The sequence below is a fragment of the Citrobacter sp. Cb023 genome (genome assembly GCF_030336805.1).
Taxonomy (GTDB): domain Bacteria; phylum Pseudomonadota; class Gammaproteobacteria; order Enterobacterales; family Enterobacteriaceae; genus Citrobacter; species Citrobacter braakii.
The window spans coordinates 431,868-443,893 of the sequence record NZ_JAOWCV010000034.1 but is presented as its reverse complement, the minus strand read 5'-3'; the positions used below and the strand labels follow the sequence as shown (position 1 = coordinate 443,893).

16 protein-coding genes and 1 pseudogene are annotated in these 12,026 nt (G+C 52.2%); all 17 read right to left on the bottom strand.

The window, feature by feature from the left end:
- Positions 1-260, bottom strand: a pseudogene (locus tag OGW44_RS12365) (tail fiber assembly protein); the annotation flags it as partial.
- Positions 260-1,156, bottom strand: a complete 897-nt coding sequence (locus OGW44_RS12360; RefSeq protein ID WP_286454122.1) for a tail fiber protein — start codon at positions 1,154-1,156, stop codon at positions 260-262. The gene OGW44_RS12360 and the pseudogene OGW44_RS12365, both read right to left, overlap by 1 nt.
- Positions 1,156-1,836 carry a baseplate wedge 1 family protein gene (locus tag OGW44_RS12355; RefSeq protein WP_286454121.1) on the bottom strand — a complete coding sequence of 227 codons (681 nt, stop codon included), beginning with the start codon at positions 1,834-1,836 and terminating at the stop codon, positions 1,156-1,158. Before OGW44_RS12355 ends, OGW44_RS12360 begins: the two co-directional genes overlap by 1 nt.
- Positions 1,833-3,032 carry a baseplate J/gp47 family protein gene (locus OGW44_RS12350; protein WP_286454120.1) on the bottom strand — a complete coding sequence of 400 codons (1,200 nt, stop codon included), beginning with the start codon at positions 3,030-3,032 and terminating at the stop codon, positions 1,833-1,835. The genes OGW44_RS12355 and OGW44_RS12350 overlap by 4 nt, the downstream gene beginning before the upstream one ends.
- A complete protein-coding gene (locus tag OGW44_RS12345) occupies positions 3,033-3,386 on the bottom strand; it encodes a contractile injection system sheath initiator (RefSeq protein WP_286454119.1) in 354 nt (117 codons plus the stop codon).
- The gene (locus tag OGW44_RS12340) at positions 3,386-4,138 is read right to left on the bottom strand and encodes a Gp138 family membrane-puncturing spike protein (protein WP_286454117.1); all 753 of its coding nucleotides are present in this window, start codon (positions 4,136-4,138) and stop codon (positions 3,386-3,388) included. The genes OGW44_RS12345 and OGW44_RS12340 overlap by 1 nt, the downstream gene beginning before the upstream one ends.
- A gap of 64 nt (positions 4,139-4,202) precedes the next feature.
- Complete coding sequence (locus OGW44_RS12335; protein ID WP_049043294.1) at positions 4,203-4,631, bottom strand: hypothetical protein; 429 nt, start codon at positions 4,629-4,631, stop codon at positions 4,203-4,205.
- Positions 4,631-5,362: a hypothetical protein gene (locus tag OGW44_RS12330; protein ID WP_128298945.1), complete on the bottom strand. Its 732-nt coding sequence runs from the start codon at positions 5,360-5,362 to the stop codon at positions 4,631-4,633. Before OGW44_RS12330 ends, OGW44_RS12335 begins: the two co-directional genes overlap by 1 nt.
- A 149-nt stretch (positions 5,363-5,511) precedes the next feature.
- Positions 5,512-5,865 (bottom strand): STY1065/STY2022 family phage-derived protein, encoded by a 354-nt coding sequence (locus OGW44_RS12325; protein ID WP_286454115.1) that lies wholly within the window; start codon positions 5,863-5,865, stop codon positions 5,512-5,514.
- On the bottom strand, positions 5,865-6,932 hold the full coding sequence (locus tag OGW44_RS12320; protein ID WP_094542896.1) for a hypothetical protein: 1,068 nt from the start codon (positions 6,930-6,932) through the stop codon (positions 5,865-5,867). Before OGW44_RS12320 ends, OGW44_RS12325 begins: the two co-directional genes overlap by 1 nt.
- 2 nt (positions 6,933-6,934) lie before the next feature.
- The gene (locus OGW44_RS12315; protein ID WP_094542897.1) at positions 6,935-7,237 is read right to left on the bottom strand and encodes a phage baseplate plug family protein; all 303 of its coding nucleotides are present in this window, start codon (positions 7,235-7,237) and stop codon (positions 6,935-6,937) included.
- Complete coding sequence (locus OGW44_RS12310) at positions 7,237-7,812, bottom strand: phage baseplate protein (protein WP_094542898.1); 576 nt, start codon at positions 7,810-7,812, stop codon at positions 7,237-7,239. The genes OGW44_RS12315 and OGW44_RS12310 overlap by 1 nt, the downstream gene beginning before the upstream one ends.
- Entirely contained in the window at positions 7,812-9,794 is a 1,983-nt protein-coding gene (locus OGW44_RS12305; RefSeq protein ID WP_286454114.1) for a lytic transglycosylase, read from the bottom strand. The genes OGW44_RS12310 and OGW44_RS12305 overlap by 1 nt, the downstream gene beginning before the upstream one ends.
- Positions 9,784-9,948 carry a DUF6889 family protein gene (locus tag OGW44_RS12300; protein WP_023229521.1) on the bottom strand — a complete coding sequence of 55 codons (165 nt, stop codon included), beginning with the start codon at positions 9,946-9,948 and terminating at the stop codon, positions 9,784-9,786. The genes OGW44_RS12305 and OGW44_RS12300 overlap by 11 nt, the downstream gene beginning before the upstream one ends.
- 23 nt (positions 9,949-9,971) lie before the next feature.
- On the bottom strand, positions 9,972-10,424 hold the full coding sequence (locus OGW44_RS12295; RefSeq protein WP_278085809.1) for a phage tail assembly chaperone: 453 nt from the start codon (positions 10,422-10,424) through the stop codon (positions 9,972-9,974).
- Between the two features lie 3 nt (positions 10,425-10,427).
- Positions 10,428-10,868, bottom strand: a complete 441-nt coding sequence (locus OGW44_RS12290; protein ID WP_003826314.1) for a DUF3277 family protein — start codon at positions 10,866-10,868, stop codon at positions 10,428-10,430.
- Between the two features lie 11 nt (positions 10,869-10,879).
- The gene (locus tag OGW44_RS12285; protein ID WP_003826312.1) at positions 10,880-12,025 is read right to left on the bottom strand and encodes a DUF3383 family protein; all 1,146 of its coding nucleotides are present in this window, start codon (positions 12,023-12,025) and stop codon (positions 10,880-10,882) included.
- Position 12,026 lies beyond the last annotated feature (1 nt).

Sequence of the window (12,026 nt, the reverse complement as noted above, 5' to 3'; positions counted from 1 at the left end):
TGGCCGCTCTCTGTGCTGTAAACCGTTTCGCCGCGATGGTCATCGACTAACTCCCACTTATCGCCGACACGGATTATCGCTTTTCCCGCTTCATCGGCCGGGGGTTCATCAATATATGCACCAGCAGGTAAGCCAGCAGTTGCCGGGATAAACTCATCAATAAAGCCGATATATTCCCCATCAGGTTTTGTCAGATAGCAAACAATCCATCCTGAAGTTTCTGCAAATCCCTGCGCATTAAGCGTGATGTATTCTTTCATTATTGCGCTCTCACGATGTAATTAAATGCCACGCTTTTAACGCGGTTCTCAGCAGCGGTTGGAACTTGAGTCGCAGCATTAATATTTAAGTTTCTGTAGGAAATACTCAGTCCTGTTCCACTCTGCCACGAGGTGATTCCAGTACCGGTGTAGGTAATGACGCCCGTCGCTAAATCTGGGTTTCCTGTATAGACGTTCGCGGCACTGCCAATAATGTTTCGGATCGCATCCCCCTGTTCGCTTAAAAGCGCCCGTCCGGTATCAATACCCCTTCCATCATCCCAGCCACGAATAGTTTGCGCACGTAAGTCGGGCAAGACTCCGGACGGGTACGCAAGGGCAAGCTTAGGGTTTGCAACCTTATCAAATGTTGCACCGTTCATTTTCAGAAAGCCGGTCGGCGGTGTTGCCAGCGGCCAGGGAATTGGAGTCCCAACCGGGAGCATAGAGCCTTCTCCCAGACCAAGGTATGTGAGAATGTCAGCAATAGTATTTTTCCCGATAATGTCACGGCCAACAGAAGTTAAATCAGTCTGCGCTGCTGTATCGTTTCCAGTGAAATACGGGAGTTTATTTGCACCGGTTGTGAGCCCAGCCAATGCCGTCAGCGTGGCATCAAGTGCCTGGAAATCCTTCCCAAAAGCGGTCCCCATTTTGGAGATAAAGCCGTTCAGGTCACCATCATCAAGCACATCCTGACCACTTTTGTTGGCAGTGTACTGTGCCAGTGCTGCCGCAATAAAACTGGCCTGACGAAGTGCTTTATTTACCTGGGCGCTTGACGCTTTGCCAGCCGTAAATCCAGAAAGAAGAGCAGGAAGCGCTTCCCAGTCCGCTTGCGCCGTCACGTTAGCATTTGCTGCTGTCGCGAACGGTTTGAAATCATTAGTTGCCATCAGAGTAAAGTCCCCCATGCTCCAACATCGAACCCGCCGATGTATTCGTTATCCATATCAAACCCAAAGAATTTAGAACCTTCTGACGGTGTTTCTACCGCCGGAGTTTCAACATCACCGGCCCATACGCCAGCAGCTTTAACGGTGAGATAGCCCTGTTTGATAGCGGCAATCAGTTCAAGAGACACATCAGAAATATCAGTCTCGGGGAATACCCAAACCGATATCGTCATGTCCTGGTTGTCGACAATTTGCATCCTCAAGCCTGAGCCTGCAGTCGCAGCGTCAAGGATGGGAGGCAGAGAATCGTTCCGGCCGTCCCAGTTGTTGATAGCGATTTTCGCTTTCAGAATGATGCGGTACGTCTCATCACTCAGCGTCGTATAGCCAGAATCAGGATCATATGGCCCCTGCCAGATGCCCTGGTCATATCCAAGCCCGTCAGTGTCCCAGCTGAAATAAACGCCGCTAATTGGCTGGCTGACTATACGACTACGACCGATCCACAGACCGAGGATATCGAGCTGTACACCGACGGCTGTATCGATATCAAAAGCGCTCACCAGTCCCCTGGTGGCCGTAGTGATATCAATCAGTGGTCGTGTACTCAGGTCAACGTGATCAAAGAACCTGGGCTTAGTGGCGTGATAATTGGTGATTAAGTCTGTGTACTTGCTCATGACGTCACCGTTAGAACAATGTTTTCAGGCTTACAGGATGCTGACTCGTTATATGCAATGTTGATATTTGCCGCCGCTACAGCTCCGGCTGATTTGCCAATTAGCAGCTCCTGAATATCGTAATAACGAGCACTACCACTACTGACCACGCCCAGGTTAGCCGGGGAGTAAATGCGGCTCAGCAGAACAGAATCACCGATCGTCAGACCATTGATGTAATCCGCGACGGCCTGCTGAATCTGCACGCCAATTTGCGACGTGTAGCCCGTGAAGGCTTTCAGCGTGATATGTCCGTAAATTGGGACATCAGTAGAACGCGAGAAGCTGATTACGTGAGGATTTCCGTAAGTGTCTGGTACCGTGACAGAGGTCGTCCCGTAAGTCGCAGTTCCCTGCCCTTTGTTTCCACGGATTGTCTGGGCTATCTCGGTAACATCACCTCCATCGACGATGGCGGAAATGGAGTGTGGTGGCAGTCCGTTACTGTCGGTTGCGCCAGTATCGTTCTCGTAGAGTTTGTGACGTGTCACGCCAGCGACATTGGCGATCGCACCATCAACACCCTCAAACGGTGTGATGGACGGTAGCGCGACGCTCTGCCCCTGTCTGATGCGCAACTCTGCGTCTGTTTCTGCTGGTGCGCCTACGGTGGCCGCTGTTGGGTTTGTTACCGATGTCCAGCCACGGGTCGGCGTGTTGATGATAGTGATGGTCCCTGTCAGCGCGGCTACCGCTCCACTGTTTGAGCAGGTAGCAGTTACCGTAACTGTGCCATCAACGCCAATAACTACCGAGGCAGGAAGACGCCAGATCACGTTATTGGTGTCTTTTACGGTGCCATTAGTGATGGTTGTCCCTGCGGTACCGGTCAGTACAAGATCCACGGTAGAGTTCGTCGCCCCTTTGCGCGCGATACCGTTAATTTTTACGTTACTGGTCAGCGCTGCGCCGTACCCTGTAGCAGGTGAAAAGCAGTTATAGACGGAAATAGCTGTGTTATTGGCATCGTGAATAGCCAGCGCCACCAGCGCCACCATCTGGCCGTCTTTGCTGTCTGGCTCCAGATAAGCATCACTGCCATAAATCTGCTGGAAATAGCTCGTCAGGGTATCGAGTATCGTCTGGTAATCAGGCGCACTGATCCCCTCAGCGGTTACCGTTGCCGATAAGCCGAGTGTGTCCAAATTGAGGGCCATTTATGCCTCGCTGGTTACTGTCGTTGTTCCGTAGATAGTGTCGATTTCAGCGAAGAACTGGACGCGGCGCGTCGTAGTGTTCACTGTCGTATTGAAAGAAATGATGGATTTAACGCCCCGCGTTTCGAGGATGCGCTTACGGATCGCCAGGGTGTAGGTTTCCGGCTTCTGCTTACCAAGTACGGACTGAATCCACGGTGTCCCCTCTGTGGTGTCGAGAAACCATTGCCCGTACCACAATTCGAATCGCGTTTTCACAGCCTGCGCCACGGCCTCAGGTGAGTTAATCAGCCAAGTATCATCGCCACTGCCAAAGGTGTAATCACCATCGGCATCTTCGCGTCGGTATCGCATCAGTTCACCTCATCCGTATCATCATTGCCGTGCTGTACACCACCGTGAGTGTGTTTATCGTCGATAGATTTACCGTTTGCTTTGACGGTACCTATAAACTCGACCACGCCAGTAATTTTGGATGCGACGCCTGAGACAACAGAACCCACCATGCCGCCCATCCAGGACAGGAGCCCGTGAATAGTGACTCTCTCCGAGAAGTCAGCCAGCGGGGTAACCACCTCAACGCCTCCCGGAGCCACAATTTTAATTTTTTTGGTAGAGGGATTGAGTTCAAAGAACGTGCTTCCGTCGTCGCTGCGCATCTGAGCGGCCCCCGTGTTGATTCCGCTGATTTTCTGCGCCTGTGACTGCGGCCCGACGATACAGAACGCATCCGATAAATCATGCACCCGGTCGTCGACGGGTTCCTGCACCCCGCCGTTCTGCCACCAGAAATCGATGCAGCGATCGGCGAAAATCACCAGGCATTCATCACCGGCTTTAACCGGGAACGTTAGCGTGCATCCCCCACCGCGCGGAAATACCACCGGCACATCCACCAGCAGCGGGTAATTTTTGGTAATGCGGTTCCCGTCGTTATCCGTTTCAACCGAACGGATAGCAGGCTGTACAACCGCCGTCACCGCGTCAGGATCGAATGACTGAACAATGCCAGGCAAGGCGACACGGATCTGGTTCTTTGTAGTTTCTCGCTCAGATTTGAATGTTTCGGCAAGATCGCCGCTGCGGGTCTGGTCAGATACTGCCATTTGATTGGCTCCAGAAAGCAAAAAACCCGCCGGGTGGCGGGTTTGACTTATGAGGAATTGCAGCTTAAGCGGTTAACGAATCGTCGCCAACCTTCAAAAGTTGATTAACGATTGTATCTACTTCTTCTGCGTCCTGAATCGCGCTTATCGCTGTAATTCGATTAACCTTTCGTTCAAGCTTGTAATCAGAATTAACACGTTGGGCATGTGTCATTTTCAGTTTAACGCCGATTTTTTTTACTGCGTTAACATCAACGTCGTTCAGTGCTGCTGCCTCACCGCTACAAAAGACGGTATAGACTCGCATGTGAACTCCACCTTTTAATTTTTCACCATCTTCTGTAGCAGTCGGTACAAGATTATTGGTGATCCTTAAGGCGGAATGGTACATGCCATAATATGCTCGGCTAATAGCGTTTCTTGTCCACATTTCACCGTTTAGAGTCAGGGAATGCTTCGCCAGTTCAAGGAAACAAGTATGCTCAACCGACATTAAAGTTCCCCCGCCTCAAAACATCCGACACATTCAGAATCCGCAAGACCAGCCATGATAATCTCATCAGCAAGGTCATTGTTCATCTGCGATAGGAGCGCTGGATCGTCTGTTTTGACTTCAACAAACAATGTATCAAGCTCAGACATTACATAAAAAGCATGGGCGCCAGCCAAGCGAACGCGATACTTATCAGATACGTTCAGCATAAGCTGCCCTATTTTTTTAAGATCCTGAGCATGCTCCTGATGGGTATGCAGGTAATCAAGTGTGTCATACCACTTTGCCATATCTTCAGGGCGAGGCACTTCCATAGCAGTCAGCATCGGCATCACCTTTTCAAGCAAATCGATATCAGCCCAATATGCAGAAATTGTAGCAACTTCAGCCAATATCGTTGGGTTAAGTGAGTTGGCCGCATTCTGAATCATCGCGTACTGACGAGCGTGCAAACCCAAGTTACGCAGCGCTATCGTATAGTTACAGAAAGAAACTGGATCGTTAGGCACAATTCTCAAACCCTGCTCACAGAGTGAACATCCCTCTTCTATTTCACCAAGAACAAGCTTAGCTAAGCCCTCAATTGATAGCCCCTGATAACGTTCAGGGATTTTCTTCGCTTCACGAATGATTCGATGGACTTCAAACTCACTCAGAAGGTTTTCACCCTTAGTTAATGAAGGAGTCAGAAGATCTAACAGTTCTCCTGATTTTGGCTGCGCTAAGCTCATGTTTTAGTTATTCCTGGCTTTTATGGGGGAGCATATCGATGGCAATTCACCATCAAAAAGTTAGAGCAGTGTAATCGCTAGTCTCAAAAAACGACAGTTTTTAGAGCACGTTTTGTTGTTTTTCAGATGAGACAGCTTTCAGGCTACCTTCACCCAGCAACCTTTTTACACGGGAAAGATCCGATGATTTTCGGAGCATCCATGCTGTTCTGCAGCAGTTGGACGTTCAGGAAACGCGTTTCTGTACCCGGACGGCGAATGAACTCAAAACCGTAATTATTACCGTCTTTGGCTGGCATAAGGCCCATATCCGCCTTCATTCCATTGCCGTTGCCGAGCGTTTTAATCTTCTGAGAGGTAACTGTCTCACCATTAATCTTGAACAGTGAATCAGGAATCAACTCTAATTTGTAGCCACCACATTGAAGCGTGATACCGCCAGGATTCGCAGCAAACGCTACCCCCGGAAGGAAACAGAGTCCGATAACAATCCACTTTTTCACTATCCTACCTCACGCTGTAAAGACGACGCCGAACGCAGATCCGCCGCGCCACGCGCTTCGCACATCATATCCATGTACCAAGCCTGGCCCCTTGTATCGCCAGTGTACATAATCCCGCGAACAATATAAACGCCATCCGTTGCGATGCTGGCAGGCTGCGCCGTGGTGCCGCTAAGCGTGATATTTCCGTCCGTGTTCTGGTCGGTAATCTGCCCACCAGCCATCGCGATATCGTTGTTCGACAGCGCGGTGCGATACACGGAAGCCTGATCCAGTTGAATGAGCCCGTTAACCCGGATGTTCGGGTTAATCAGCGCGCGGACGTTAACGCCGTTGCCGATAGTCTGCTGCGGCATACCGATAAGCCCGGTGGCGCTGTTGAGCACAATCGCGTCGTGAACATACTCGTTATTAGCCACCATCTGGCGCTGACCGTCCACGAACTGCCATGTTGCGCCACATTGTCCGGCCACGTTATCCATAAGATGCCGTGTCATGCCGAACAGCACCCGACCCCGAGGAAATACGGTAGCAGGCATTTCAGGCGTCAGCCCTTCGGTCGCGCCTTTGGCCTCGAAGTCTTTCATCAGCGCGCGGTTCACATCTGCGACCGTGTAACCGGCCGCCAGCGTCTGCGAGGTTATGCTGGTGGCAAATGCCAGATCCGTATCGGCTGCCTGAATCAGGACATAGGAATCAATAGGGCTGTCTTTTCCTGTGACCGAGTATCGAATTTCACCGCTGAAAATCAGCCCGTAGTTCCGGCCATCACTTTGGCCCACGTCCGCCGCGTCGACTTCGCGCACGGTCCCGACGTCGCTTGCCGGTACCTCCGGCGCAATACCGTCGTAACCAGCAATCAGCCGAACTTTATAAAACTCCTGGCCTGCAATACGATTTACCGTGTCAGTTGACAGGTTGTAGATTTTGAACGTTCCCACACGGGATGCGCTACTGATATTGAACCAGTCGATGGTGAAAGTAACTTTAAAATCGCTAAGGCTAATTCCCTGCCCGTTTGGATCAACTAACTGTAAATCGAAATGACGCATCCAGTTCTGTGACATACTTACTCCGTTGATACCAGTAAATGACTGCGGCCGCCCAGGTCGGTTTTCGTGGGATAATCCTGTGTGGTGTCATCGCAGACCAATACCAGCTTAAAACCAAGCCCCATATAGGCGTACTGCGCCAGCAGGTCAGCCCCCGTGACGAGAGGAATACCGGAGATTACTGGCTCGCCTCTGTCGTTCTGCAGGTCCATAATCCAGTACAGATCGCGCCATAAGATGCTAATCCGCCAGGTGACACCGCCCAGGACGATGCTGAACTGCTGGTTATCCGCTGTAAGCGGTATTTCCTGAATCGCCATTAACCAAGCCCCAGTAACGCCGCACCACTTTGCAATAAAGAGGTATTTGGCGGTTTTGTGGTTTTGTTGCCAGTATTCAGCACCGCCGACGTGCTGGCCCCGTCTTTCATGTTGGTTTTATCCGCAACGGTGATTTGCTGAGTCTGCGAGATAATGACTTCCCTCAGAGTGAGAACAGCAGACAGGACATTTTCGGTCGTCTTGTCAGTTGTTACTTCCAGCGCGCGGATCAGCATGTTGCTGTACAGCCGCTTACCTGTTACGACATCGAAAGGAATGCGACTTGCCTGCAGGTCGAGTATTTCCTGATATGTCTGCTGCGGACTCAGGCCGAGTAAGCTGGTAGCCGTCAGGTTACTGGCGAAATCCAGCAATGATCCGCCACCAGCGAAACCGACCTCCATAACTACTTCAGACGGCTTTTTATAGGCATGGTCTGCGATGGCGGCCCCGACCTCGACCGGGTGCTCTGTTATTTCCAGCGTGTCGCTGTGCTTCTCAGAAACTACCACGCTGGGGACAATAACCCCTATTTTCCGGCTCTGCTGCTGAAAGAGCGTAGAGAGAATATCCATTAGCCCACCTTCGTTTGATTACCACGCATAACCTGAGCGTTCGCAGACTGCTGCCGACGTTCGACCTCAGTACCGACAGAACGCGGATCACCTCCACCATAGATGTGATAAGTGTTTTTCTGGCTAACCTGAGCACCGCCAATTCCTGCGACGGCAGCCTTCCCGATTAGCTCCCTTGAATAGATGTTTCGCCCATTTTCATGGTGAATAATGCTACTCATTAATGCAGACATGGTTTGTGGATCTTTCATATTCAGAGCAACACGAGGATCTACCCCCAGCCGCTGAGAAACAGCCTGAATATAAGCAGCGGTGTTGTTGTTATCTGATGCGGGAGCCCATGTAGAGATAATTTTCTCCACACTGTTAATTCCTCGTCCGGCATATAACATCAACTGTCGCGAAAGCGCCCGTAAACCGTCAAAGGATGTTTCGAATCTGGCAAACCGTCCGCCAGGACTTTCCAGTGAAGCTCCCGCCTGACCTGCAAAATTCAAATTTCCGGGATTATTATTCCGTTCACCACGTTTAACGGCTTGTGCATGTTGTTCTGGTTCATCATCGCCAAACCAGCCGCGCACCGTTCGGCCCACGCTGCGAGGATCGAAGCCCCAGTGCTCTTTAATCCAGTCGGCGGTACCGTTGGCGCTGTCGGTCACCATTGGCATTGCTGACGGCTTATCGCTTCCCTGATTAAGCAACTGTTTGCCGATGCTGGCAGCATCAGCCCAGCGACCATCTTTAATGGCGTTGAGCAGGTCGGCGATCATGTTCAACATCTTGCTGAACTCGCCCATCTGGTCGATGAAGTTGCTGAAATCCCACTTCAGGGACCATGATTTCGGATCGATATTGAGTAGTTTCGTCAGTGCTTTCGTCAGGTCGTTAACGGTCGCTTTCAGGTCACGAACCATCTTCAGCGCGGCGTCGACTTCAGGTTTCCATTTCCCCCAGTCAATCAGGCTCTGACCGCCTTCCTTCCAGGTCTTGTAATCCTCCCACAGGAGAGCAATACCCGTCGCCATCGCGGTTATCAGGCCAATCGGTGACATCCAGAACGTACTGTTCAGAATGCGCAGCGCTATCGTCAGTGCGCCGAACAGCGAGATCAGCTCCCGCGTCTGCTTGTCCAGCGATTGCCACCAGGTGATAAGGTCTGATGCACCTTCGATAAGCCGGAAGAACAGCCGCCCGATAATATCCCCGAGTGCCAGAATGCCTTTTATGGCTTTCGTCAGGGTCTGCTCAATGCGCGGGAAGTTATCGAGGATGTGGCGGCGCAGCGTGTCCAGCGAACCCGCAAGGCCACCAGCAAGATTAGAGCCGATTTTGTCACGGGCCATGCCTGCCATCGCGCCGAACTCGCGCAGGGAGGTCATGAATTTATTGGAGCTTCTGGCCGCTTCGTCAGCATTGAAGCCGATAGCCTTCGCCATCGCACTGTACTGCCCGGAGAAACCGCCCACACCCCGGCGCATTGCCATGAGGGTATTTTCATCAATACCCAGCATCTGCGCATACTGGTTAGCCCGGTAATACGGCATGCTACTGAGCTTCTGGCCGACGCCCGTAAAAATGGCGGCCATGTCGCGCATGTTACCGCTGGCGTCTCTCGTCTGTACGCCCAGACGGTTCAGGAAACCTTCCGCACCGGGATTGTTACGTACAAACCGGGAGAGGCTTTCCAGTGATCCGCGTGCTGCGTCCACGCTGCCGCCCATTTGAGAAACAGCGTAACCAATCGACTGAATGCCCTGAACGGTGGCACCAGTACGTTGTGACGCCCAGTAGAGGTTATCCAGACCGGAGGCAATTTTCGCCGTGTAGGCCACTACCGAAAGCGCAGCCCCCTCGACGGCCAGTCCCATTTTGATGGCGTTTGCGGTCGTACCAGCAAGGACTGAATCAAATTTAGCCGCACCAGCCTCGTCGATATCGAAGCCGAGCGAGACGAGGAAATCTTTAATAGTCTCAGCGTTCATTATCCTCTCTCCATTTCTCAATACGGCGCTGGTTGTCAGCCTTAACGGCCAGATGGTCATTCATCAGCGCGATATCGCACAGATCGACTGATCCATCCTTCAGCGCGTAATAAGGGATTAACCCGGCATCAACCGGGTCAAGGAGATAAGACAGCCCGTCAGGCAGGCTGTTGAGGGTTAGCCCTGAGGCTGGTCCGGCGTCACGCTGGTAGGGCTCACGGGCAAAAAATTTCCCAGCGAATCGGCGACCACCCGCGCCACCAGCTGGAGCATGGTCAGCAGGTCGATATCGTCGAACATCAACTGCCCGCTGTTAAATACTGGCGTCCATCCGTCCATATGCTTACGTGAAACCACAGACAGACACGGATGAATAATCGCGTTGGTATCTTCTTCGCTCAGGGAAGACAGTACATCAGCGATGCGCGGTAGCAGGGTTTCAAACACCGGCTTAAGCGCATCAAACTTAGCGCTATCGATTTTACCGTCAGCAGGCAGAAGGGAGCGAATGCTCCCGAAATCTGCCATCATGCCCGCCAGTACCGGCAGCAGTTTGCGCGTCACTTTCAACTGATCAAACACACTGAGTTTTGCCACGCGGTAATCGTGGTCTTTGATTTTGCATTCCATCTATCAGAACTCCCCGAGAACCTGGTCGATTTTGCCGCAGTCAAACACCCAGGGCATCGTATTACCGGCTTTAGCGTTGGCGTTATCCGGCTGTTTCTGGAACGCCACGCTGCGCGCCGTGATGATGTCTCCGCTCACCTTGTTTCGGATCACAATGACGTTGTTCCCCCAGGTGCCTGAAGACTGACTCTGCGCGTTGTACGCCAGCGACAGCTTTTTGTTAGTCGGCGAGGTTTTCAACAGGTTGACGGTTACCGTGCCGCTTTTGTCTGCGTGCAGGCTATGCATCACTTCGCCGTCAGCACCAATTGTCATGGTGTTTTTAGGACCACCCATTGCAACGGTGATCCCCTCCTCTGAACTGGCGGAACCGTAGCCCAGATCAATCTCCCCGGTCGGGCCGGAGAGTGACGCCGTGACGTCCATAAAAGAATAGGTAGACATTCATGTTCTCCTTAGCGAACGACGTTGATCTGCACATCAGCGAAATGAACCGCACCCGCCAGCTTACAGGCCACCTGAATAACCGGTGCCTTACGTGCTTCACGGTCTGCCTGCGCCTGCTCGGAAATCGGCTGCGCGTAGACGTAATAGCCTTTTGTCAGCGTGTCGCCGGAATCCAGTTGCCCAATCGGGCCACCGTTCCATACGCCAGCAGCCACCAGCCCGTTCGTGACGGACTGATCCATCGACTGTTCAACATTAGAAAGCAGGCGCGTAACGCCAGCATCAGTCTGTGGGACTTTGGTTATGCTGGTGTAGAGCAGGTTATACAGGTTGGTCTGAACGTAGTTCTGCAGCCAGTCGAGCCCGTGGCGCTCATCGAAGAAATCGCCGCTGGACATGACGCCCTGCTGCAGGATGGCCGTATCGTTCTGGTAGTACACAAATACGTTGCAGTTTTTGGCATCCAGCGCCGCCGCCTGATTGGTGGTCAGGGTTTCATAGGTGATCCCCGGCTCCTGCTTGAATTTCAGGGTGATGGTGGTGTTGCTGCCGTTGAAATTCACCGTGAACGCGCGACCAAATGCAGACAGTGCGGCGTACTTGCTGCTGGTGGAATACTGCACAAACGTGCGAGCGTATTTTGCCGCCTTCAGCTTATAAGCCAGATCGGTAGTGGAGGTCGCGTTTACCGTCTCAGGCTCTGCAGTGGTAATAGCCAGAATTCGGCTGAGACTGGAGGCCTCGATCGCAGCGGCCACGCTCAGCCAGTCGGCATCGTCGATATCTTCATCGTCAGCCACGGCCAGACCGTACCAGTTCGTGTAATTCAGAACGGCGTTCACCGCCTGCAGCAGCGTTTCCGCCGAACCACTTTCAGCCGATACCAGCGTTTTAGCCCAGCGACCGACATATACCTGCTGAGGTTTCGGTGACTGCGAGAAATACACCGTAGCGGCTTCATATTCTGGACTATCCACGCCGAAATCTGTGCCGATATCTTCCGGGGATGAGTAGAGGCGAATGCGTTCAGAAACCGGGATAACCGTTGAGCTCCCGAGAATGAGCAGCGAACCAAAGTTTCGACCAGTAGCCGCACGCGGCCCAATGATCACGTCGACATTAACGACGTTAGATACAGGTAATCCCTGCGGCATA

Coding starts and splice junctions, on each gene's coding strand:
- OGW44_RS12360 (WP_286454122.1), bottom strand. CDS start 1,156: ATGGCAACTAATGATTTCAAACCGTTCGCGACAGCAGCAAATGCTAAC.
- OGW44_RS12355 (WP_286454121.1), bottom strand. CDS start 1,836: ATGAGCAAGTACACAGACTTAATCACCAATTATCACGCCACTAAGCCC.
- OGW44_RS12350 (WP_286454120.1), bottom strand. CDS start 3,032: ATGGCCCTCAATTTGGACACACTCGGCTTATCGGCAACGGTAACCGCT.
- OGW44_RS12345 (WP_286454119.1), bottom strand. CDS start 3,386: ATGCGATACCGACGCGAAGATGCCGATGGTGATTACACCTTTGGCAGT.
- OGW44_RS12340 (WP_286454117.1), bottom strand. CDS start 4,138: ATGGCAGTATCTGACCAGACCCGCAGCGGCGATCTTGCCGAAACATTC.
- OGW44_RS12335 (WP_049043294.1), bottom strand. CDS start 4,631: ATGTCGGTTGAGCATACTTGTTTCCTTGAACTGGCGAAGCATTCCCTG.
- OGW44_RS12330 (WP_128298945.1), bottom strand. CDS start 5,362: ATGAGCTTAGCGCAGCCAAAATCAGGAGAACTGTTAGATCTTCTGACT.
- OGW44_RS12320 (WP_094542896.1), bottom strand. CDS start 6,932: ATGTCACAGAACTGGATGCGTCATTTCGATTTACAGTTAGTTGATCCA.
- OGW44_RS12315 (WP_094542897.1), bottom strand. CDS start 7,237: ATGGCGATTCAGGAAATACCGCTTACAGCGGATAACCAGCAGTTCAGC.
- OGW44_RS12310 (WP_094542898.1), bottom strand. CDS start 7,812: ATGGATATTCTCTCTACGCTCTTTCAGCAGCAGAGCCGGAAAATAGGG.
- OGW44_RS12305 (WP_286454114.1), bottom strand. CDS start 9,794: ATGAACGCTGAGACTATTAAAGATTTCCTCGTCTCGCTCGGCTTCGAT.
- OGW44_RS12295 (WP_278085809.1), bottom strand. CDS start 10,424: ATGGAATGCAAAATCAAAGACCACGATTACCGCGTGGCAAAACTCAGT.
- OGW44_RS12290 (WP_003826314.1), bottom strand. CDS start 10,868: ATGTCTACCTATTCTTTTATGGACGTCACGGCGTCACTCTCCGGCCCG.
- OGW44_RS12285 (WP_003826312.1), bottom strand. CDS start 12,025: ATGCCGCAGGGATTACCTGTATCTAACGTCGTTAATGTCGACGTGATC.